Source organism: Nocardioides sp. Soil774, from assembly GCF_001428125.1.
Taxonomy (GTDB): domain Bacteria; phylum Actinomycetota; class Actinomycetes; order Propionibacteriales; family Nocardioidaceae; genus Nocardioides.
On the sequence record NZ_LMSM01000006.1, the window covers coordinates 83459 to 101788 of the forward strand.

18 protein-coding genes and 1 tRNA gene are annotated in these 18330 nt (G+C 73.0%); 5 read left to right on the forward strand and 14 right to left on the reverse strand.

The annotated features are described in order from the left end of the window. Positions 1-53: 53 nt before the first annotated feature. Positions 54-314 (forward strand): 30S ribosomal protein S20, encoded by a 261-nt coding sequence (gene rpsT / locus ASG76_RS05980; protein ID WP_056601251.1) that lies wholly within the window; start codon positions 54-56, stop codon positions 312-314. Between the two features lie 61 nt (positions 315-375). Here the strand turns inward: rpsT and holA are convergent, their stop codons facing one another. The 6 genes from holA to ASG76_RS06010 form a co-directional block, all read right to left on the reverse strand. Then, positions 376-1362: a DNA polymerase III subunit delta gene (gene holA, locus ASG76_RS05985; protein ID WP_056601252.1), complete on the reverse strand. Its 987-nt coding sequence runs from the start codon at positions 1360-1362 to the stop codon at positions 376-378. Between the two features lie 12 nt (positions 1363-1374). Further along, positions 1375-3642 (reverse strand): ComEC/Rec2 family competence protein, encoded by a 2268-nt coding sequence (locus tag ASG76_RS05990; RefSeq protein ID WP_056601253.1) that lies wholly within the window; start codon positions 3640-3642, stop codon positions 1375-1377. A gap of 3 nt (positions 3643-3645) precedes the next feature. Then, positions 3646-4500 (reverse strand): ComEA family DNA-binding protein, encoded by an 855-nt coding sequence (locus ASG76_RS05995; protein ID WP_056601255.1) that lies wholly within the window; start codon positions 4498-4500, stop codon positions 3646-3648. A gap of 168 nt (positions 4501-4668) precedes the next feature. After that, positions 4669-5526, reverse strand: a complete 858-nt coding sequence (locus tag ASG76_RS06000; RefSeq protein ID WP_056601259.1) for a DegV family protein — start codon at positions 5524-5526, stop codon at positions 4669-4671. Between the two features lie 28 nt (positions 5527-5554). Continuing rightward, positions 5555-8044 (reverse strand): leucine--tRNA ligase, encoded by a 2490-nt coding sequence (leuS, locus tag ASG76_RS06005; protein ID WP_056601261.1) that lies wholly within the window; start codon positions 8042-8044, stop codon positions 5555-5557. Between the two features lie 294 nt (positions 8045-8338). Further along, on the reverse strand, positions 8339-8833 hold the full coding sequence (locus ASG76_RS06010; protein ID WP_082587308.1) for a DUF4870 domain-containing protein: 495 nt from the start codon (positions 8831-8833) through the stop codon (positions 8339-8341). Positions 8834-9040: 207 nt separating this feature from the next. Here ASG76_RS06010 and ASG76_RS06015 point away from each other — a divergent pair, with 207 nt between their 5' ends. From ASG76_RS06015 to ASG76_RS06025, 3 genes are read left to right on the forward strand one after another with little or no spacing between them, the layout of a single operon-like run. Beyond that, positions 9041-9610, forward strand: a complete 570-nt coding sequence (locus ASG76_RS06015; protein WP_082587309.1) for an ArsR/SmtB family transcription factor — start codon at positions 9041-9043, stop codon at positions 9608-9610. After that, on the forward strand, positions 9607-10857 hold the full coding sequence (locus tag ASG76_RS06020) for an MFS transporter (protein ID WP_056601263.1): 1251 nt from the start codon (positions 9607-9609) through the stop codon (positions 10855-10857). The genes ASG76_RS06015 and ASG76_RS06020 overlap by 4 nt, the downstream gene beginning before the upstream one ends. Before the next feature lie 9 nt (positions 10858-10866). Further along, positions 10867-11628 carry an SDR family NAD(P)-dependent oxidoreductase gene (locus ASG76_RS06025; protein ID WP_056601265.1) on the forward strand — a complete coding sequence of 254 codons (762 nt, stop codon included), beginning with the start codon at positions 10867-10869 and terminating at the stop codon, positions 11626-11628. Between the two features lie 119 nt (positions 11629-11747). Here ASG76_RS06025 and rocD read toward each other — a convergent pair whose 3' ends face one another. The 8 genes from rocD to ASG76_RS06060 form a co-directional block, all read right to left on the reverse strand. Then, on the reverse strand, positions 11748-12983 hold the full coding sequence (gene rocD / locus ASG76_RS06030) for an ornithine--oxo-acid transaminase (protein WP_082587310.1): 1236 nt from the start codon (positions 12981-12983) through the stop codon (positions 11748-11750). A 92-nt stretch (positions 12984-13075) separates the two neighbouring features. Beyond that, a tRNA-Ala gene (locus ASG76_RS06035) sits at positions 13076-13151 on the reverse strand. A 54-nt stretch (positions 13152-13205) separates the two neighbouring features. Beyond that, complete coding sequence (locus ASG76_RS06040) at positions 13206-13676, reverse strand: DUF4112 domain-containing protein (RefSeq protein ID WP_200948081.1); 471 nt, start codon at positions 13674-13676, stop codon at positions 13206-13208. Further along, the gene (locus ASG76_RS06045) at positions 13673-14302 is read right to left on the reverse strand and encodes a histidine phosphatase family protein (RefSeq protein WP_056601267.1); all 630 of its coding nucleotides are present in this window, start codon (positions 14300-14302) and stop codon (positions 13673-13675) included. The genes ASG76_RS06040 and ASG76_RS06045 overlap by 4 nt, the downstream gene beginning before the upstream one ends. Next, positions 14299-14658 (reverse strand): ribosome silencing factor, encoded by a 360-nt coding sequence (rsfS, locus tag ASG76_RS06050; protein WP_056601269.1) that lies wholly within the window; start codon positions 14656-14658, stop codon positions 14299-14301. The genes ASG76_RS06045 and rsfS overlap by 4 nt, the downstream gene beginning before the upstream one ends. Continuing rightward, a complete protein-coding gene (gene nadD / locus ASG76_RS06055) occupies positions 14655-15236 on the reverse strand; it encodes a nicotinate-nucleotide adenylyltransferase (protein WP_056601272.1) in 582 nt (193 codons plus the stop codon). Before nadD ends, rsfS begins: the two co-directional genes overlap by 4 nt. A gap of 49 nt (positions 15237-15285) precedes the next feature. After that, complete coding sequence (locus ASG76_RS19045; RefSeq protein ID WP_157558982.1) at positions 15286-15435, reverse strand: hypothetical protein; 150 nt, start codon at positions 15433-15435, stop codon at positions 15286-15288. Between the two features lie 33 nt (positions 15436-15468). Beyond that, complete coding sequence (locus tag ASG76_RS06060; RefSeq protein WP_056601276.1) at positions 15469-16719, reverse strand: glutamate-5-semialdehyde dehydrogenase; 1251 nt, start codon at positions 16717-16719, stop codon at positions 15469-15471. A 39-nt stretch (positions 16720-16758) separates the two neighbouring features. Between ASG76_RS06060 and ASG76_RS06065 the strand changes: the two genes are divergently transcribed. Further along, positions 16759-18306: a hypothetical protein gene (locus tag ASG76_RS06065; RefSeq protein ID WP_056601279.1), complete on the forward strand. Its 1548-nt coding sequence runs from the start codon at positions 16759-16761 to the stop codon at positions 18304-18306. The last annotated feature ends 24 nt before the right edge of the window (positions 18307-18330 follow it).

Below are 18330 nucleotides of genomic sequence, written 5' to 3' on the forward strand. Positions count from 1 at the left end.
CGACAGCACCAGACTTCCTTTTCAGACCAGTTCGAGCATCCGAGGATCCACACGTGGCGAACATCAAGTCCCAGATCAAGCGCAACAAGCAGAACGAGAAGGCGCGTCAGCGCAACCAGGCCGTGAAGTCGCGCCTGAAGACCGCTGTGCGCAAGTTCCGCGAGCTCTCCGAGGCTGGCGACAAGGACGCTGCCGTCGCGGCCAGCCGTGACGCGATGAAGGCCCTCGACAAGGCCGCCTCGAAGGGCGTCATCCACGCCAACCAGGCTGCCAACCGCAAGTCGTCGATCGCCAAGAAGGCCGCCTCCCTCTGAGGAGTCCCTTCCCCGCCGAGCACCCGCCCACGTGGCGGGTGTTTCGCATTTGGGGCAGGTGTCAGCGGGAGTCGCGCAGTCCCGCCACGGTGAGCACGAGCCGCTCCAGCGTGTAGGACGCGTCGTGGGCCTGGCCCTTGATGTCGGCGTCGGCCTTCGCGACCGCGCGGACCGCCGCGGCGATGCCCTCGGGGGTCCACGCACGCGACTGGTCGCGCACCGTGCGCACCTTCCACGGCGGCACCCCCAGCTCGCGGGCGAGGTCGCCGTCGCGGGCCCCGCGCGGCGAGCCGAGGAAGCGCGCCAGGCTCCGAGCCGAGGCCGCCATCGCCGAGGTCACGAGCACCCCGGCGGTGCCGGTGTCGAGGGCCCAGCGCAGCTCCTCGAGCGCGAGCGCCCGCTTGCCGGAGAACGCGGCGTCGGCGACGGTGAACGACTTGGCCTCGGCGCGGCCGCCGAAGTAGCGCTGGACCTTCTCGACGCTCAGCTGCTCGCCGGGGTAGTCGTTGGTGAGCTGGTCGGCGGCGGCAGCCAGCGAGCGCAGGTCGCTGCCTACGGCCTGCACCAGGAACGCAGCGGCGTCGGAGTCGATCCTCGACCCGTGCGAGGCCACCTCCGCGGTGACGAAGGAGGGCATCTCGCTGGCCCTCACCTCCTCCGACTTGGCCTCGGTCACCGCGGGCAGCTTGCGGAGCTTGGTCAGCACCCCGCTGCCCTTCGCGCCACCGGAGTGCACCAGCACGAGGGCGACGTCGTCAGCCGGTGCGGCGCAGTAGGCGAGGAACCCGTCGACGGACTCGTCCGGCAGGTCCTCCAGCGCCCGCACGACCACGCAGCGGATCGAGGAGAACAGCGACGGAGCCGACATCTCGCCGAGCGAGGCCAGGGTCAGGTCGGCGGCCGTGGACTCGGCGAGCTCGGCCTCCGCGTCGTGCGCCCGCACGGCGTCACGGACCGAGGCGACGGTGCGCGCGGAGAGGTATTCCTCCTTGCCCGTCACGAGGACGACGTGGCCGAGGACCTGGGCGGCGGTGGGGGTGCGAGCCATGGTGGCGCGATCCTATCCGCGGGTGACGACACCCACCTCCCCGTCGCGCGCCACGACCGCCACGTCACCGGCGAGGTCGGTGCGCCACACCTTCATGCCCGCGGCGGTCAGGGCGGTGACCACGTCGGGCGAGGGGTGCCCGTAGTCGTTGTCGGCCCCCACCGACACCAGCGCCACCCGTGCGCCCAGCGACGTCAGCCAGCCGAGGTCCTGGTGCCGGCTGCCGTGGTGGGGCACCTTGAGCACGTCGACCTGCAGCCCCGCCAGGTCGCGCTCCAGCACTGCCTGGGCCGAGGGCTCGACGTCGCCGGTCAGCAGGACGTGGATGCCCGCGACCTCGGCCACCATCACCACGCTGGAGTTGTTGGGCGCGCTCTCCCCCGCGTCCCCGGGCGGGGCCCCGGGCCGCGGCCACACGACCTGGAGCCGCACCAGGCCGAAGGTCCGCGTCGCGCCGTACGCCGCCACACCGGGGTCGCGACCGGTCGACTCCTCGACCACGCGCACCCCCGCCGCGGGGTCGAGGAAGCCGGTGCCCTCGACCGCGCCGACCTCGCGGCCGTCGAGCACGCCCGCCGCGCCGTCCACGTGGTCGGCGTGGAAGTGGGTGAGCAGCAGCAGCGGCACCTCGCGCACGCCGAGCCGATCGAGGCAGGCGTCCATCACCGCCGGGTCCGGTCCCGCGTCGACCACCACTGCCGCGTGCTCCCCCGCGCGCAGCACGAGCCCGTCGCCCTGCCCGACGTCGCACATCGCCAGCACCCAGCCCTCGGGCGGCCACCCCGGCGTCGGTGGCCGCACCAGCATCACCACGACCAGCAGGCCGGTGCAGGCCAGCGTCGAGCCGGGGCGCCCCAGCAGGCGCGGCGCGAGCGGCACCGCGGCCAGGCACAGCAGCGTGAGCAGCACCAGCGCGAGCGGGCCCGTGCCCCAGGCGACCGCGGCGGTCGGCACTCCTGCGCCCCACCGCGCGACCGCGATGATCCACCCCGCCGACCAGGCTGCCGGCGCCGCCACCACGACGCCCAGGGACGTCCAGGCCAGCCCCAGGACGCCCCCGCCCAGGCCCAGGACGGTCGCCGGCGCGACGGCAGGGGCCGCGAGCAGGTTGGCGCCCACCGCGACGAGGCTGACCTGCCCCGACAGCGCGGCCACCACCGGCGTGCAGGCCACCTGGGCGGCGAGCGGCACCGAGACGGCCTCGGCCACCCAGCGCGGCGTCCAGCGCATGAGCGCGTCGCGCCACGGCGGCGCCAGCAGCAGGATGCCCCCGGTCGCCATGACCGACAGCGCGAAGCCGGCCGTCACCGCCAGCCGTGGCCAGACCAGGAGCAGGAGCAGCACCGCGACGCCCAGGGCGCGGGTGCCGCGCGAGCGGCCGTTGCCGCCCATCCCCACGAGCGCCACGGCGCCCATCGCGGCGGCGCGCACCACGCTGGGCTCGGCCCGCGCCGTCATGACGAAGCCGGCGATCCCGAGGGCAGCGAGGAGGTGCAGCCAGCGACCGCGTACGCCGCCCCAGCGGGCGAGCACGAGGACCGAGCCGACCACGAGCGTCAGGTTGGTGCCGCTCACCGCGAGCAGGTGGGTCAGGCCGGTGGTGCGGAAGTCGTCGGCGAGGTCGGGGTCGAGTCCGCCGTCGTCGCCGACCACCAGCGCCGGCACGAGCTCGCGGGCATCGGCGTCGCGCCCGGCGACCGCGGCCCGCACCGATCGGCGTACGGCCGCGGCGGCGTCCCACCAGACGTCCGGCTCGGCGACCACGCGCGGCGCGCCCGTCGGTCGCACCAGCGCGGCCACGTCGCCGTCACCGGGCACCAGCCGCGCCGTCGTGTCGAGCACCGTGCCCAGGGGCAGCCGCGGCCACTGCGCGCCGGCCATGACCACGACCGGGGCCTCGAGCCGCCACGCACTCTCCCGGCCCTCGACGCGCGAGACCCGGGCGTGCACGACCTGCAGGTCGCCGAACTGACCGGTGACGACACGGGTGTCGGAGGTGAGCTCGAGGCGTACGTCGACGACCGCGCCCTCGGAGGCCAGGCTCGCGAGCGGCGAGGTGGCGAGCAGGGCCTGCTGGAGCGCGGCGACCCCCGCGACGGCCGCCAGCGCCGCAGCCGGACCGAGCCACCCGAGCCCGAGCCGACGACGTGCCACGAGCAGCCCGGTCGCCGTGAGGAGCAGCACGACGAGGGCGAGCGCGAGCCGCCCCGGCAGCAGCAGCGCAGTGAGAGCCCCGGCCCACGCGCCCACCCCGAGCGCGACCGCGCGCAGGTCAGGCACGACTCAGAGCGTCACGAGAGGAGCGAGGTCGGCCAAGGTCGCCTCGCCGATCCCGTCGACCTCGAGCAGCTCGTCGACCGAGGTGAACCCGCCGTGCTCCTCGCGCCACGACAGGATCGACTCCGCCGTCACCGGGCCCACGCCGGGGAGGGTGTCGAGCGCCGCCGCGTCGGCGGTGTTGAGGTTGACCAGCGTGCCTCCCGCGGGGGACGGCGAGTCGAGCGTGCCCGCGACACCCGCGACCGGCTGCACGCCGACGAGGATCTGCTCGCCGTCCACGACCGGTCGGGCCAGGTTGAGCGAGGTGAGGTCGACCCCGGGCCGCGCACCGCCCGCCGCCTCGAGCGCGTCCACCACCCGCGCGCCCGGCGGGAGGACGGCGATGCCGGGTCGGCGTACCTTCCCGGCGACGTCCACCACGAGCTCCGCGTCACGATCGGCCGCTCCGGAGGCGGGGGCCTCCTCGCCGGGACCCGCCGGGGTCACCGAGGTGAGCGGCGTGGCGGCGGGCCCGTCCGGCGAGATCGGCACCGCCTCGGCCTGGTCGCGCACCGCCCACCACGCGGCCAGGCCGACCGCCAGCGCCGCCAGGACGGCGACCACCGCGAGGTGGACCGGGCCCAGCTGGAGGCCACCGACGTGGAGCCGCCGCGACGCGTGGCGCCCCGGCACCGGCAGCTCAACAGGCGCCACGGCAGCGGTGGCGACCGGCTCGCCACCGTCCCGCACGCGGGTGTGGGCCGACGGCTCGTGCGCCGCGTCGGGCTCACCACGGACGGCCGCCAGCTCGGCGCTCAGCGTCGCCAGTCGCCGCGACACCGCCTCGGCGTGCTCGGAGGAGGACTGAGATCGGCGCATGCCTCCACGCTAGGAACGGCGCACGCCCGCCGACAGGGGTGCCGGGCGATCTGTGGACAGCCGGGCGATGCCACTCGAGGAACGCCCGGCGCGGCCTTGTCGACCGGGATGGACGCCTGACGCCCGGCATGCCGTGCGTCGAGCGGACCGTGGTCCGCTCGAGTCGCCCTACGGACGCGGCGACACGCAGACCGCGACCATGCCCGGCCCGACGTGCGCGCCCAGCACCGCGCCGAGCTCGCCGCACATCACCTCGCGGCCCTCGAGCCCCGCGGCCAGCCGGTCGGCCAGCGCGGTCGCGAGCTCGTGCGCGCGCTCGGCGTTGGCCAGGTGGGAGACGCAGACGTCGACGGGCTGGTCGCCCGCCGCCTCCACGGCGAGGTCGGCGAGCCGGGCCAGCGCGCGTGACGCCGTACGCACGCGCTCGCGCGGCGCGACCCGGCCCTCGGAGATCGCGAGCAGCGGCTTCACCGACAGCGCGCTGCCGACGATGGCGGCGGCGGCGCCGATGCGCCCGCCGCGACGCAGGTATTCGAGGGTGTCGACGTAGAACAGCGACGTCGCCGCCTCGCCGCGGTCCAGCGCCGCCGCGGCGGCCTCCTTCGCCGTGCCGCCGCTGTCGAGGACGTCGGCCGCCGTGAGCGCGGCGTAGCCCGTCGCGATGCCGACCTGGCCGGAGTCGACCACGTGCACGGGCACGTCGGCCTCGAGCGCGGCGAGCTGTGCGGACTCGACGGTGCCGCTCATCTCCCCCGACAGGTGCACCGACACGATCTCCTCGGCGCCCTCGGCCGCGAGCGAGCGGTAGAGCTCGGCGAAGAGCGCCGGCGCCGGGCGCGAGGTGCTCACCGGCACGAAGTCGCGCAGCGCCTCGGCCACGACCTCCGGCGTCGCGCCGTCCGGGCCCTCGTCCAGCACGCGCGCGCCGATCACGACCTGCAGCGGCACGACCCGGATGCCGCGAGCCTGCGCCACGTCCGTGGGCAGGCTCGCGGTCGAGTCGGTGACGACCACGACGCGAGGCATGCGGCGACCCTAACGTCCGACGAGACCGTCAGACGACGATGTTCACCAGCTTGGGCGCGCGCACGACGACCTTGCGCACGACCGCACCGTCGAGGGCGCGCTGCACGCCCGCGTCGGCCATCGCGGCGACCTCCAGGTCGGCCTCGGAGATGTCCGGGGACACCTCCAGGCGCGCCTTGACCTTGCCCCTGACCTGCACCACGGCGGTGACGGTGTCCTCGACCAGCAGCGCCTCGTCGACCTCCGGCCACCCCGCGCGTACGACGGTGGGCTGGTGGCCCAGCCGCTCCCACATCTCCTCGGCGGTGTAGGGCGCGACCAGCGAGAGCAGGATCGCCACGGTCTCGGTCGCCTCGCGCACCGCGGGGTCGGCAGGGCCGCAGCCGGAGTCGATCGCCTTGCGGGTGGCGTTGACCAGCTCCATCACCCTCGCGACCATCACGTTGAAGCGGTAGGCCTCGACGAGCTCGGCCGCGTCGTGCACGGTCCGCGCGGTCACGCGGCGCAGCGCCTGGTCGCCGGTCGTCACGTCGACGCCCGGCTCGGACGTCACGTCGCCGGACAGCCGCCAGGCGCGCTGCAGGAAGCGCAGCGACCCCTCGGGCGACATGTTGGCCCAGTCGATGTCGTCCTCCGGCGGACCGGCGAAGACCAGCGTGAGGCGCACCGCGTCGACACCGAAGGCCGACAGCTGCTCACCCAGGTTGACGCCGTTGCCCAGGGACTTGCTCATCTTCTTGCCCTGGTTGACCACGAAGCCCTGGTTGAGCTGCGCCGACCACGGCTCGCGGAAGTCCACCAGGCCCATGTCGTTGAGGACCTTGGTGAAGAAGCGGCCGTAGAGCAGGTGCAGCACCGCGTGCTCGACGCCGCCGACGTAGAGGTTGCAGGGCATCCAGGCGTTGACCTTGGCGCTGTCGAAGGCCTGGGTGTCGTCGTGCGGTGAGCAGTAGCGGAACATGTACCACGACGAGTCGACGAAGGTGTCCATCGTGTCGGTGTCGCGGCGCGCCGGGCCGCCGCAGGTCGGGCAGGTCGTCTCGACCCACTCGGTCGCGCCGCCCAGGGGCGAGGTGCCCTGCGGCTTGAGGTCGGCGCCCTTCAGCATCGGCAGTGTGACCGGCAGCTGGTCCTCGGGCACCGGGACCTCGCCGTCGACCGGGCAGTGGATGATCGGGATCGGCGCGCCCCAGTAGCGCTGGCGGCTCAGCAGCCAGTCGCGCAGCCGGAAGTTCACCGCGCCCGAGCCGCGGCCGTCGGCCTCCAGGCGCTCGATGATGGAGCGGATGCCCGAGGCCTTGTCGCCCAGCCCGTCCAGCGCTCCGCTGTTGACGTACGTCCCGTCGCCCGAGGTCGCGACGCCGGTCTCCTCCGGGTTGTCGTCGCCGGTGTCGATGACGCGGCGCACCGGCAGCCCCATCGCGCGGGCGAAGTCGAGGTCGCGCTGGTCGTGCGCGGGCACGGCCATGATCGCGCCGGTGCCGTAGTCGGCCAGCACGTAGTCGCTCGCCCAGACCGGGATCTCCTCGCCGGAGACCGGGTTGGTGGCGGTGATGCCCAGGTCGACGCCGGTCTTGGGCCGGTCGGTGGCCAGCCGGTCGATGTCGGAGGCCTTGCGCACCTCGACCAGGTAGTCCTCCAGCGCCTGCGCGCGGTCGGGGTGCACGATCTCGGCGGCCAGCGCCGCGTCGGCCGCGACGACCATGAACGTCGCTCCGTAGAGCGTGTCGGGACGGGTGGTGTAGACGTCGACGTCGCGCTCACCGGAGGCGGTGTGCAGCGTGAAGCTGACGTGCGCACCCTCCGAGCGGCCGATCCAGTTGCGCTGCGCGGTGACCACGCGGTCGGGCCAGGTCTCCTCCAGCTCGTCGAGCCCGTCCAGCAGCTCCTGGGCGTAGTCGGTGATCTTGAAGTACCACTGGGTCAGCTCCTTCTTCGTCACCTCCGCCCCGCACCGCTCGCACTGGCCGCCGACGACCTGCTCGTTGGCCAGCACGGTCTGGTCGTTGGGGCACCAGTTGACAGGTGAGTTCTTGCGGTAGGCCAGGCCCCGCTTGAAGAACTCCAGGAACAGCCACTGCGTCCAGCGGTAGTACTCCGGGTCGCTGGTGTTGAAGGTGCGCGACCAGTCGAACGACGCGGCGTACTTCTTGCACGACTCGATCGACTTGGCGATGTTGGCGCGCGTGTAGGTGTCGGGGTGCTCGTCGTGGCGGATCGCGGCGTTCTCCGCCGGCAGGCCGAAGGAGTCGAAGCCCATCGGGTTGAGCACCTCGTAGCCGCGCTGCCACCAGTAGCGCGCCACCACGTCGTGCAGCGCGAACACCTCGGCGTGGCCCATGTGCAGGTCGCCGCTCGGGTAGGGGAACATCGTCAGCGCGTAGCGCTTCTCGCGCGGGCTGTCGTCGTCGGCCCGGAACGGGTCGAGCTGCTCCCAGACGCGCTGCCACTTCGTCTCGGCGGCGGCGATGTCGTACGTCGCGCGCTCGGTCTCGTGGGTCCCGGTGTCCTGCGTCATGGCGTGTCTCCTGCGGTGCTGGCTGGTGGCAGTGGTGCTGGCTCTTGGCATGAAAAAACCCCTCACATGGAGGGGTGGCCGCGTGTCGGTCCTGGTGGGTGTCAGGACGCTATCAGCGCGGCTGTCGAAGAAGGAGCTGCTCGTGCACGGCACCAGCATACCTCCCGCGATGCTGCACGCATCGACCGCAGACCTGAGCACGTACGACGACGTGCTGGCGCTGCTGCCCGGCCCGGACCTCACGGTCCGGTCCCGGGCAGCAGTCGCGTGGCAGGACCGAGGTCCTGCGCGAGCTCACCTGACGAACGACGGGGTCAGCGGCGGGTCCCACCACTCGCCGTTGAAGGCCTTCACCGCGCCGATGACGTGCAGGATGCCGGCGAAGACCAGCGGCACGAGGAACACCGGCAGGAAGACGAAGAAGCCGACGCCCAGGGTCACGATCCCGAGGATGACATAGAGCACGGTCGCGACGACCAGCCAGATGAACATCGAGATCTGGACGTTGAGCGAGTTCGCCGCGTGGGCGCGGACGAACGGGCCGCGGTCCTTGTGGATGACGTAGACCGCGAGCGAGGCGAGGAAGCCGAGGAACCCCGCCGAGCAGATCATCGCGACGACCGCGCCGGCGTGGCTGATCGCACCCCAGGTGCGCTCGTCCTGCGGCGACATCGTCGTCGGCGTCGCCCGGTAGGCCGACGGCGCGGGCTGCTGGCCGTACGCGCCCTGCTGGGCCGGGTCGCCGGACCGGTAGGGGTCCTGCGGGTGCTGCGGGTACTGGTCGGACATCTCACTCACTCCTCGGCCGGCCCGGTGGCCGCGCCCTCGAGGTCAAGCCAAGCACGTCCACGGCCCCTGAGCACGCGTTCCCGGGGTCGGACCGGGGTGCGCTCAGGGTCGGTCGCGGGACCTCCATCACCCGCAACTGCCCAAGAAGTGTTTGACAGTGGACCGTCCACCCCGCACGCTACTCCCCAACGACTCTTGGAGGGTGGCATGGACGAGACCGACACCGACGCCGTGGCACGGCTGCGGGCGAGCGCGCACCCCGTGCGGCTGCGCATCCTGTCGCTGCTGACCGCCGAGGCGATGAGCGCCGCCGAGGTGGCGCGCGCCCTGGACCTCACCCACGCCAACGCGTCCTACCACCTCCGGGTGCTGCACGACGTCGGCGAGCTCGTGGTGGAGGGCGAGGAGAAGATCCGCGGCGGGGTCGCCAAGCGCTACCGCTACGACGCCACGCGCCAGCACCCCGACCGCCTCAGCGGCGTGGACGACCGGGTCGCCTACGCCCGCGCCAACGCCGTGGAGGTGGAGCGCCGCCTCCTCGGTGCCGGCACGGGCTCCGCGACGTCGAGCGACCTCGAGGCCTGGGTCTCCGTGGAGGCGTGGCACCGCGCCCTCGACCTGCTCCACGAGGCCTCGCACCTCCTGCACGACGAGGCGCGGCCGGCCGGCACGGCCGGCACCGTCCACATCAGCCTCACCACCCACGCCTTCACCATGACCGGGGGCCTCGAGGGCGAGGCCGCGCGCTGGGTCCCGCGAGAGGAGCAGGGCCGATGACCTGGAGGGCATCCGTCTCACCGCTCGCCGAGCGCAACTTCGCGTGGTACTTCTCCTCGCGGCTGGTCAACACCCTCGGCGCGATGATGGCCAACATCGCGCTGACCTTCGCGGTCCTCGACATCGACGGGCGCGCGATCGCGATCGGTCAGGTGCTCGCGGCCCACACGATCCCGATGATCCTGCTGCTGCTGTGGGGCGGCGTCCTGTCCGACCGCTTCCCCCGCGCCGTGGTGCTGCAGGTGTCCAACGTCCTGTCCGCCCTGTCGCAGGGCGCGATCGCGGTGCTGGTGCTGACCGGGCGCGCAGAGCTGTGGATGATCATCGTGCTCAGCGCCTTCCACGGCGCGGTGTCGGCGATGTCGATGCCGGCGATGGCCGGACTGGTCCCCCAGCTGGTGCCCCGCGAGTCGCTGCAGCAGGCCAACGCCCTGCTGTCGCTGACCCGCAACGGGCTCACCGTCCTCGGCCCGTCCCTCGGTGCGTTCATCGTGGTCACCTCGGGGCCCGGCTGGGCGCTCTTGGTGGACGCTCTCGCCTGGGCCGTCGCGGCCGTCCTGCTCGCCCCGGTGAAGATCCCGCCGCGACCGGCACGGGCCGAGGCCACCTCGACCTGGGCCGACCTGCGCGAGGGCTGGGCCTTCTTCCGCAGCGTCACCTGGCTGTGGGTCGTCGTGCTCGGCTTCGGTGCGCTCAACATGATCCACAACGGCGCCCTGTTCACCCTCGGTCCCGTGGTCGCCGAGGACACGATCGGGCGCCAGGCATGGGGATTCGTGCTCTCCGCCGAGGCGCTCGGCCTCCTGGCGATGGCGGTGGTGCTGCTGCGCTTCCGGCTGGAGCGGCCCCTGCTGTGGGGCATGCTCGCGATCACCCTCAACGCCGCACCCATGGTGATGCTCGGCGTCGACCCGGTCGTGGTGGCGCTCGTCGCAGCCGCGTTCGTGGGTGGCATGGGCATCGAGGTGTTCTCGATGGGCTGGTCGCTGGCGATGCAGGAGAACATCGACGACGACATGCTGAGCCGGGCCTACTCCTACGACATGCTCGGGTCGTTCATCGCCATGCCGATCGGCCAGCTCGCGTGGGGCCCGCTCGGCCTGGCGTTCGGCAACGAGCGGGTGCTCGTGGCCTCCGGGATCGCGTACGCCGTCATCTGCGCGCTCGTCCTCTGCTCGCGCTCGGTGCGCGACCTGCCGCGCGCACGGGTGACCCCCGCGGCAGACGTGAGCAGCGCCACGTCCTAGGGTCCCAACATGGGAGTCATGGACATGTTCCGCCTGGACGGCAAGGTCGTCATCGTCACCGGGGCCTCGAGCGGCCTCGGGGTCGCGTTCGCCCACTGCTTCGCCGACGCCGGCGCCGACGTGGTGCTCGGCGCGCGCCGTGTCGACAAGCTCACGCGGGTCGCTGAGTCCGTGCGCTCGACCGGGCGCCGCGTGCACACGGTCGCCACCGACGTCGCCGACCCCGAGCAGTGCCAGCGGCTCGTGGACGAGGCGATGGCGAAGTTCGGACGCGTCGACGTGCTGGTCAACAACGCCGGCATCGGCACCGCCGTCCCGGCCACCCGCGAGACGCCGGAGCAGTTCCGGTCCGTCATCGACGTCAACCTCAACGGCTGCTACTGGATGGCGCAGGCGTGCGGCCGCGTCATGCAGCCCGGGTCGAGCATCATCAACATCTCCTCGATCCTCGGCATCACGACCGGCGGCCTGCCGCAGGCGGCGTACAGCGCCTCCAAGGCCGGCCTGGGCGGCCTGACCCGCGACCTGGCCCAGCAGTGGACGGGCCGCAAGGGCATCCGCGTCAACGCCCTCGCGCCCGGCTTCTTCACCTCGGAGATGACCGAGACCTATCCCGAGGGCTACCTCGACCTCGCGCTCCAGCGCGTGCCGGCCGGCCGCAAGGGCGACCCGCACGAGCTCGCCGCCACCGCGGTCTGGCTGGCCTCCGACGCCGCCGGCTACGTCACCGGCCAGATGATCCCGGTCGACGGCGGCCTCACGATCGCCTGACGTCCGCTCCCCTGCTTGTGCGGTGGTCGTGGTGCGGCTGATGCACCACGATCACCGCACAGCCGTCGGGATCCCCGGATATCCGGGGATCGCAACGACCGGCGACCGCCGCGGAGAGGTCAGCCGCCCGCGAGGATCTCGGTGACCGCGGAGACCAGCAGCGCGACGTCGTCGTCGCTGGCGACCAGCGGCGGGGCGAAGCGCACGGTCGAGCCGTGGGTGTCCTTGGCGAGGATGCCGCGCGCCATGAGCGCCTCGGACATCTGCCGACCGGTCATCAGGGCGGGGTCGATGTCGATGCCGGCCCACGCACCGCGCACGCGTACGTCGACCAGGCCGCGGCCCACGAGGGGGCGGAAGCCCGCCTCGATCTGGTCGCCGATCTCGGCGGCGCGGGCCTGGAAGGTGCCCTCCTCGAGCATCGCGACGACCTCGGTGCCGATGGCCGCGGCGAGCGGGTTGCCGCCGAAGGTCGAGCCGTGCGAGCCGGGGGTGATGACGTCCATGACGTCGTGGTCGGCCGCGATGGCGGAGACGGGGTAGATGCCGCCGCCGAGCGCCTTGCCCATGACGTAGATGTCGGGCACGACGTCCTCGTGGTCGCACGCGAAGGTCTTGCCCGAGCGGGCCAGGCCCGACTGGATCTCGTCGGCGACCATCAGCACGTTGCGCTCGGTGCACAGCGCGCGCAGGTCGCGCAGGAAGCCCTCGGGCGGCATGACCACGCCACCCTCGCCCTGGATCGGCTCGAAGAGCACCGCGACGGTCGTCTCGTCGATGGCGGCGGCCACGGCGTCGATGTCGCCGTAGGCGGCGCGACGGAAGCCGGAGGTGAACGGGGCGTAGCCCGACGTCGCGACCTCGTCGTCGGAGAAGCTCACGATGGTCGTCGTGCGGCCGTGGAAGTTGCCCTCCATGGTCACGATCGAGGCCTGTCCGGCGGGCACGCCCTTGACCTCGTAGCCCCACTTGCGGCTGACCTTGATCGCGGTCTCGACGGCCTCGGCGCCGGAGTTCATCGGCAGGATCATGTCCTTGCCGGTCAGGCGCGCCAGCGCCTCGGCGAAGCCGCTGAGGCGGTCGTTGAAGAAGGCGCGGCTCGTGAGCGTCAGGCGGCCGAGCTGCTCGCGCGCGACCGCGACCAGGCGCTCGTTGGAGTGCCCGAAGTTGAGCGCGGAGTAGCCCGCGAGGCAGTCGAGGTAGCGCTTGCCGTCGACGTCGATGACCCAGGCGCCGTCGCCCTCGGCGAGCACCACCGGGAGGGGGTGGTAGTTGTGCGCGGCGTAGCGCTCGGTGGTCGCGATGTGAGCGGCGGTGAGCTCGGAGGTGCTGGCGGAGAGGTCGGTCGCGGTCATGAGCACATGGTGCCACCGACCATTTCAGAACGCCGACTCGGCGAGGCCTGAGAAAAACGAAGAAGTCCGGCGCTCTGCGCCGGACTTCTTGTTGGTGGAGCTGAGGGGACTCGAACCCCTGACCCTCTGCATGCCATGCAGATGCGCTACCAGCTGCGCCACAGCCCCAACAGCCGGAAACATTAGCGGACGCCCCCGCCGAGGTGAAATCGGGGTCCCCGGTCAGGTCAGCCAGCGCCAGAGGAGCCAGATCCCGAGCACCGTGGCGACCACGCCGGCGAGCACCGGGACGACCATGAGCGCCACCGCGCCGACGACGTAGGCCGGCGTCGGCGGCTCCCGCAGGGGCTCGCGCTCGAGCTCGCGCAGCAGCAGCCGGAGGTTCTTGCGGTTGGCGCGGTGGGCCACGTCGAGCAGGTCGCCGATGCCCGGGACCAGCCCGAGCACGGCGTCGAGGAGCAGGTTGAGGCCCATCCGGGCCAGCACCACCATCGGCACCCGGGCGCGGACCGCGTCGCGCACGATGACGGTCGACAGCGCACTCCCGAGCGCGTCACCGATGCCGGGCACCAGCCCGATGACGGCGTCGAGGCCCACCCCGATGCGGGTGCCGGGCACGGTGACGGCGTCGTCCATGACCCGCGCGACCTGCCGGCTCAGGGCCACGTCGACCTCGCGGGCGCGCTCGCTCACCCGACCACCCGGTTCCAGGCGGTCATCCGCCACCGCTCACGCCCGCCGGTCCAGAAGGAGGCGGAGTGCTCCAGCTCGACCCAGCCGCAGTTGGCCAGGCCACCGAGCGCGTCCTCCCCCGGGTCGGCGCCCCAGCCCAGGAACGCCGGCACGCACGTGCGCAGGGCGGCGCCGTGGGAGACCAGCAGGCCGGTCTCGCCCTCGCCCAGCGAGTCGGCGTACGCCGTCAGCGCGGGGAGGAAGCGGGCGAGCACGTCGTCGCGGGTCTCGCGCCCGGGGATCGCGGCGATGTCGCCGGCGACCAGGGCGGCGTGCTCGGCGGGGTGCGCGGCGGCGTACTGGGTCGACGTCAGGCCGACCCGGTTCGGGCCGACGTCGTACTCGCGCAGGCGGGCGTCGAGCACCGGCTCGAGGCCGCACTCGGCCGCGACCGTCGACGCCGTGCGCGCGGCTCGCGCGAGGTCGGAGGACCAGATCGCGACCGGCGCCATCGCGGCGAGGACGGGCGCGACCTCTTTGGCCTGCGCGGCGCCCACCTCGTCGAGGTCGACGTCGGCGTGGCCCTGGGCGCGACCGGAGTCGTTCCAGGCGGTGCGTCCGTGCCGCAGCAGGACCAGGCGCCTCACGTCAGGGTGAGCGGGATGACCGGGCAGTCGCTCCACAGGCGCTCGAGGGCGTAGAACATCCGCTCCTCCTCGTGCTGCACGTGCACGACGATCTCGCCGTAGTCGAGCAGCACCCAGCGACCCTCGCGGTGGCCCTCGCGACGGATCGGCTTTGCGCCGGCCTCACGCAGCTTGTCCTCGACCTCGTCGACGATGGCGCCGACGGCGCGCTCGTTGCTGGCGCTGGCGATGACGAAGGCGTCGGTGATGGCGAGCTGCTCGCTGACGTCGAAGGCGAGCACCTGGTCGGCCTTCTTGTCGTGCGCGGCCTGGGCTGCGACGGCGACGAGCTCGAGGGCGTGGTCGGTGGCTGTCATGCGGGGTCCTTGCTGTAGAGGTGGTGCTTGGAGATGTACTGCACGACGCCGTCGGGCACGAGGTACCAGACCGGCTCGCCGCGCCGGGTGCGGTCGCGGCAGTCGGTGGAGGAGATCGCGAGTGCGGGGATCTCGACCATGGTGACCTTGTCGGAGGGGATCTTGTCGAGCGTGGCTGCGTCCATGGCGTAGCCGGGCCGCGTGCAGCCGACGAAGTTGGCGAGCTCGAAGAGCTCGTCGACGTCGCGCCAGGTGAAGATGTCGGCCAGCGCGTCGGCGCCGGTGATGAAGAACAGCTCCGCGTCGGGCATGACGGCCTTGAGGTCGCGCAGCGTGTCGATGGTGTACGTCGGCCCGTCGCGGTCGATGTCGACCCGCGAGACGTTGAAGCGCGGGTTGGCAGCCGTGGCCACGACCGTCATCAGGTAGCGGTGCTCGGCCTCGGTGACGTCGCGGTCGCTCTTCTGCCAGGGGTCGCCCGTGGGCACGAAGACGACCTCGTCGAGGTCGAACCACGCCTGGACCTCTGAGGCGGCGACGAGGTGGCCGTGGTGGATGGGGTCGAACGTCCCGCCCATCACTCCGACGCGGCGCCCGGCCGCGGGAGCAGTCACGAGATCGCCGGCCTCAGCTGTGCTCGCGACCGCCGCCGAAGGAGACCACGGCCAGGAGCAGCACCAGCAGCAGGGCCAGCGCGATGCCGCCGACGACGAAGGGGCTGATCACGGGGTCGCCGTGCTCGGCCTCGGCGGCGAGGACAGTCAGGGAGCTCAACATGGGCGCGATCCTATCGCCTGCCCGCGCCAGCTCTCAGCGCACGTGCCCGTCGCCCACCACGACGTACTTGCTCGAGGTCATCTCGGGCAGGCCCATGGGCCCCCGCGCGTGCAGCTTCTGGGTCGAGATGCCGATCTCCGCACCAAAGCCGAACTCCCCACCGTCGGTGAAGCGGGTCGAGGCGTTGACCACCACCGCCGCGGAGTCGACGGCCGCCACGAAGCGCCGGATCGTCGCCTGGTCACGCGCCAGGATGGCCTCGGTGTGGCCCGAGGAGAAGCGCCGGACGTGCTCGATCGCACCCTCCACGTCGGCGACGACCGCAGCCGAGATCTCGAGCCCGAGGAACTCGGCGGCGTGGTCCTCGTCGGTCACCGGCACCACGCCGTCGTACTCCGCGAAGGTGGCGTCGCCGTGCACCAGCACGCCCGCCTCCTGCAGCGCCTCGACGACGCGGGGCACGAACTCGTCGGCGACGTCCTCGTGCACGAGCAGCGACTCGGCGGCGTTGCAGACGCTGGTGCGCTGGGTCTTGGCGTTCATCACGATCGCCAGCGCCTGGTCGAGGTCAGCGGAGGCGTCGACGTAGACGTGGCAGTTGCCGACGCCGGTCTCGATCACCGGCACCGTGGACTCCTCGACCACGCTGCGGATCAGGCCCGCTCCCCCGCGCGGGATGAGCACGTCGACCAGTCCCCTGGCCCTCATCAGCGCCTTGACGCTGTCGTGGGTGTCGCCCGGCACCAGCTGTACGACGTCCTCCGGCAGGCCGCTGCCCGCCAGCGCCTCCCGCATCGCCGCGACGATCGCGGCGTTGCTCGAGCGCGCACTGGACGAGCCGCGCAGCAGGACGGCGTTGCCGGCCTTGAGGCAGATCCCGGCGGCGTCGGCGGTGACGTTGGGGCGCGCTTCGTAGATCATGCCGACCACCCCGAACGGCACCCGCACCTGGCGCAGCTCGAGGCCGTTGGCGAGGGTGCTGCCATGCAGCACCTCGCCGACCGGGTCGGGCAGGCCCGCGACGTCGCGCAGCCCCTGCGCCATCGCGGCGAGCCGGGCGTCGTCGAGGCGCAGCCGGTCGACGATGTTGGCCGGGGTGCCGCCGGTCTCCGCACGCGCGACGTCCTCGGCGTTGGCCGCCAGGATCGCCGGCGCCGAGGCCAGCAGCGCGTCGGCCATCGCGTGCAGCGCGGCGTCCTTGACCGAACGGGTGGCCGTGGCGAGCACGTGGCTCGCGGTGCGGGCCCGGCCGGCGACCTCGCGGACTGCTTCCTCGCTGCTCATGACGTCCAGCGTAGGTCGATCGGACCTAGGGTGAGGCGCATGTCTCGCATCACGGGGGTGGTCGTCGCGCTGGCGACGGCAGCGACGGTCCTGTCCGGCTCGACGGCGGAGGCGGCCCCGCCGCCCGGCACGGGCGGCGTGGCCGGGACGGCGGACCTGCCACGCGAGATCCCGGGAGGGGTCGAGCTGAGGCTCGCCGACGGCGACCGGCTGCGTGTGTGGGCCTCGGAGAGCTACCGCACCGTGCGGGCGAGGCGCCTCGAGGCGACCACAGGGGTGTGGTCGGACCCGGTGGTCGTCCTGCGCAGGAAGCGGCTCTTCTGCGGCGACGTCGACGCTCGCACCGCCGGCGGCGCTGTCGCCGTCGTCGCCGAGTGCGACCGGGGCGGATACGCCGAGGACGAGGCGCCGACCTCCTCGCAGGCGCTGTGGTCGCCCGACACGGTCACGTGGTCGGCGTACGAGCTGGAGGGCGAGGCCTACGAGGAGCCGGGCATCTCCCCCGGGGGCACGCGCGCCATCTATCCCGAGGGCGGCGGCTACGTGACGTTCGGCCCGGAGGGGTTCGTCCGGCACCGGCTCGAGACCCCGGGCCAGGAGTACACCGCGACCGCCACCATCACCGACGACGCGCAGGTCTCCTACCTCTACGGGTCCGGGCTGGCCAGTCACTGCAGCATCGTCGTGCTGACGCGCACCGGCGACGAGGCGCCCGTGCGCCAGGAGCTCGCTCCCGACGACGCGTGCTCCGACACCGACTTCGCCAACGTCGACGCCTTCACCACGCTCTTCGGCTGGTTCGGCGACCCCGGCCAGGTGGCCGTCATCTCCCGGCCGGACGCTTCCTCGCCGTGGGCGGTCACGCAGGTCGCCCCCCAGGATGCCCCCGGGCTGGTGCTCCCCGACGAGTGGCCCCTCGACCGCCAGTTCTTCTCCGCGCCCGGAGTGCCGCTCGTCGCGCTCGGCTCACGGACCAGCCGACGGGTGCGTGCCCAGGTCTACGACCCGGTGGCCCAGGCGTGGGGCCCGGCGACCACGATCCACCAGGCGCGGGCGCGGTGCACGTGGAGCGACGCCGACCCGGTGGGCCCGCTCGCCGTGCTCGTCGCCGTCGTGACCTGCGGCGACGACAACGTCGTGCTCACCACCCGCGACGGCGTGTCCTGGCAGGCGCTGCGGATGGGACCGCGGCCGCTGGGCCAGTCCCGCGACGGGCGGTACGTCGCCGTGCCCAGTCCGACCAGCACGCACGTGATCTCGCCCGAACGGGGCGTCGTCACCCTCCCGGGCGGCGTGGGCGGCGCACGCTGCGACGTCGTGGTGCCCGACGGGCCGGACGCCGCCGTGCGCGTGGTCGCGACGCGCGGATCACGCCGGTGGCCGGTGCGCCTCGAGCGCGTGTCAGCCCTGGGCTCGGAGAGGCTGGGGCGCGTCGCCGCGCCGACCCCGGGCAGGTGCAGCGACGCCGACCAGTTCTACGACGACCCCGGCAGCTTCGACATGATCAGCACCGCGATCGACCGCGGGCAGGTCCTGCGCATCGTGAGGCGGGGCGACGGGTGGAAGGCGCGGGCGCAGGCCTGGTGACCCGGACGCACGAACGCCCCCGGC

Coding starts and splice junctions, on each gene's coding strand:
- nadD (WP_056601272.1), bottom strand. CDS start 15,236: ATGGGCGGGACGTTCGACCCCATCCACCACGGCCACCTCGTCGCCGCC.
- ASG76_RS06065 (WP_056601279.1), top strand. CDS start 16,759: ATGTCTCGCATCACGGGGGTGGTCGTCGCGCTGGCGACGGCAGCGACG.
- ASG76_RS06000 (WP_056601259.1), bottom strand. CDS start 5,526: ATGCCTCGCGTCGTGGTCGTCACCGACTCGACCGCGAGCCTGCCCACG.
- ASG76_RS06060 (WP_056601276.1), bottom strand. CDS start 16,719: ATGAGCAGCGAGGAAGCAGTCCGCGAGGTCGCCGGCCGGGCCCGCACC.
- rsfS (WP_056601269.1), bottom strand. CDS start 14,658: ATGACAGCCACCGACCACGCCCTCGAGCTCGTCGCCGTCGCAGCCCAG.
- leuS (WP_056601261.1), bottom strand. CDS start 8,044: ATGACGCAGGACACCGGGACCCACGAGACCGAGCGCGCGACGTACGAC.
- rocD (WP_082587310.1), bottom strand. CDS start 12,983: ATGACCGCGACCGACCTCTCCGCCAGCACCTCCGAGCTCACCGCCGCT.
- ASG76_RS06020 (WP_056601263.1), top strand. CDS start 9,607: ATGACCTGGAGGGCATCCGTCTCACCGCTCGCCGAGCGCAACTTCGCG.
- ASG76_RS06015 (WP_082587309.1), top strand. CDS start 9,041: ATGGACGAGACCGACACCGACGCCGTGGCACGGCTGCGGGCGAGCGCG.
- ASG76_RS06025 (WP_056601265.1), top strand. CDS start 10,867: ATGGGAGTCATGGACATGTTCCGCCTGGACGGCAAGGTCGTCATCGTC.
- holA (WP_056601252.1), bottom strand. CDS start 1,362: ATGGCTCGCACCCCCACCGCCGCCCAGGTCCTCGGCCACGTCGTCCTC.
- ASG76_RS19045 (WP_157558982.1), bottom strand. CDS start 15,435: ATGTTGAGCTCCCTGACTGTCCTCGCCGCCGAGGCCGAGCACGGCGAC.
- ASG76_RS06010 (WP_082587308.1), bottom strand. CDS start 8,833: ATGTCCGACCAGTACCCGCAGCACCCGCAGGACCCCTACCGGTCCGGC.
- ASG76_RS05995 (WP_056601255.1), bottom strand. CDS start 4,500: ATGCGCCGATCTCAGTCCTCCTCCGAGCACGCCGAGGCGGTGTCGCGG.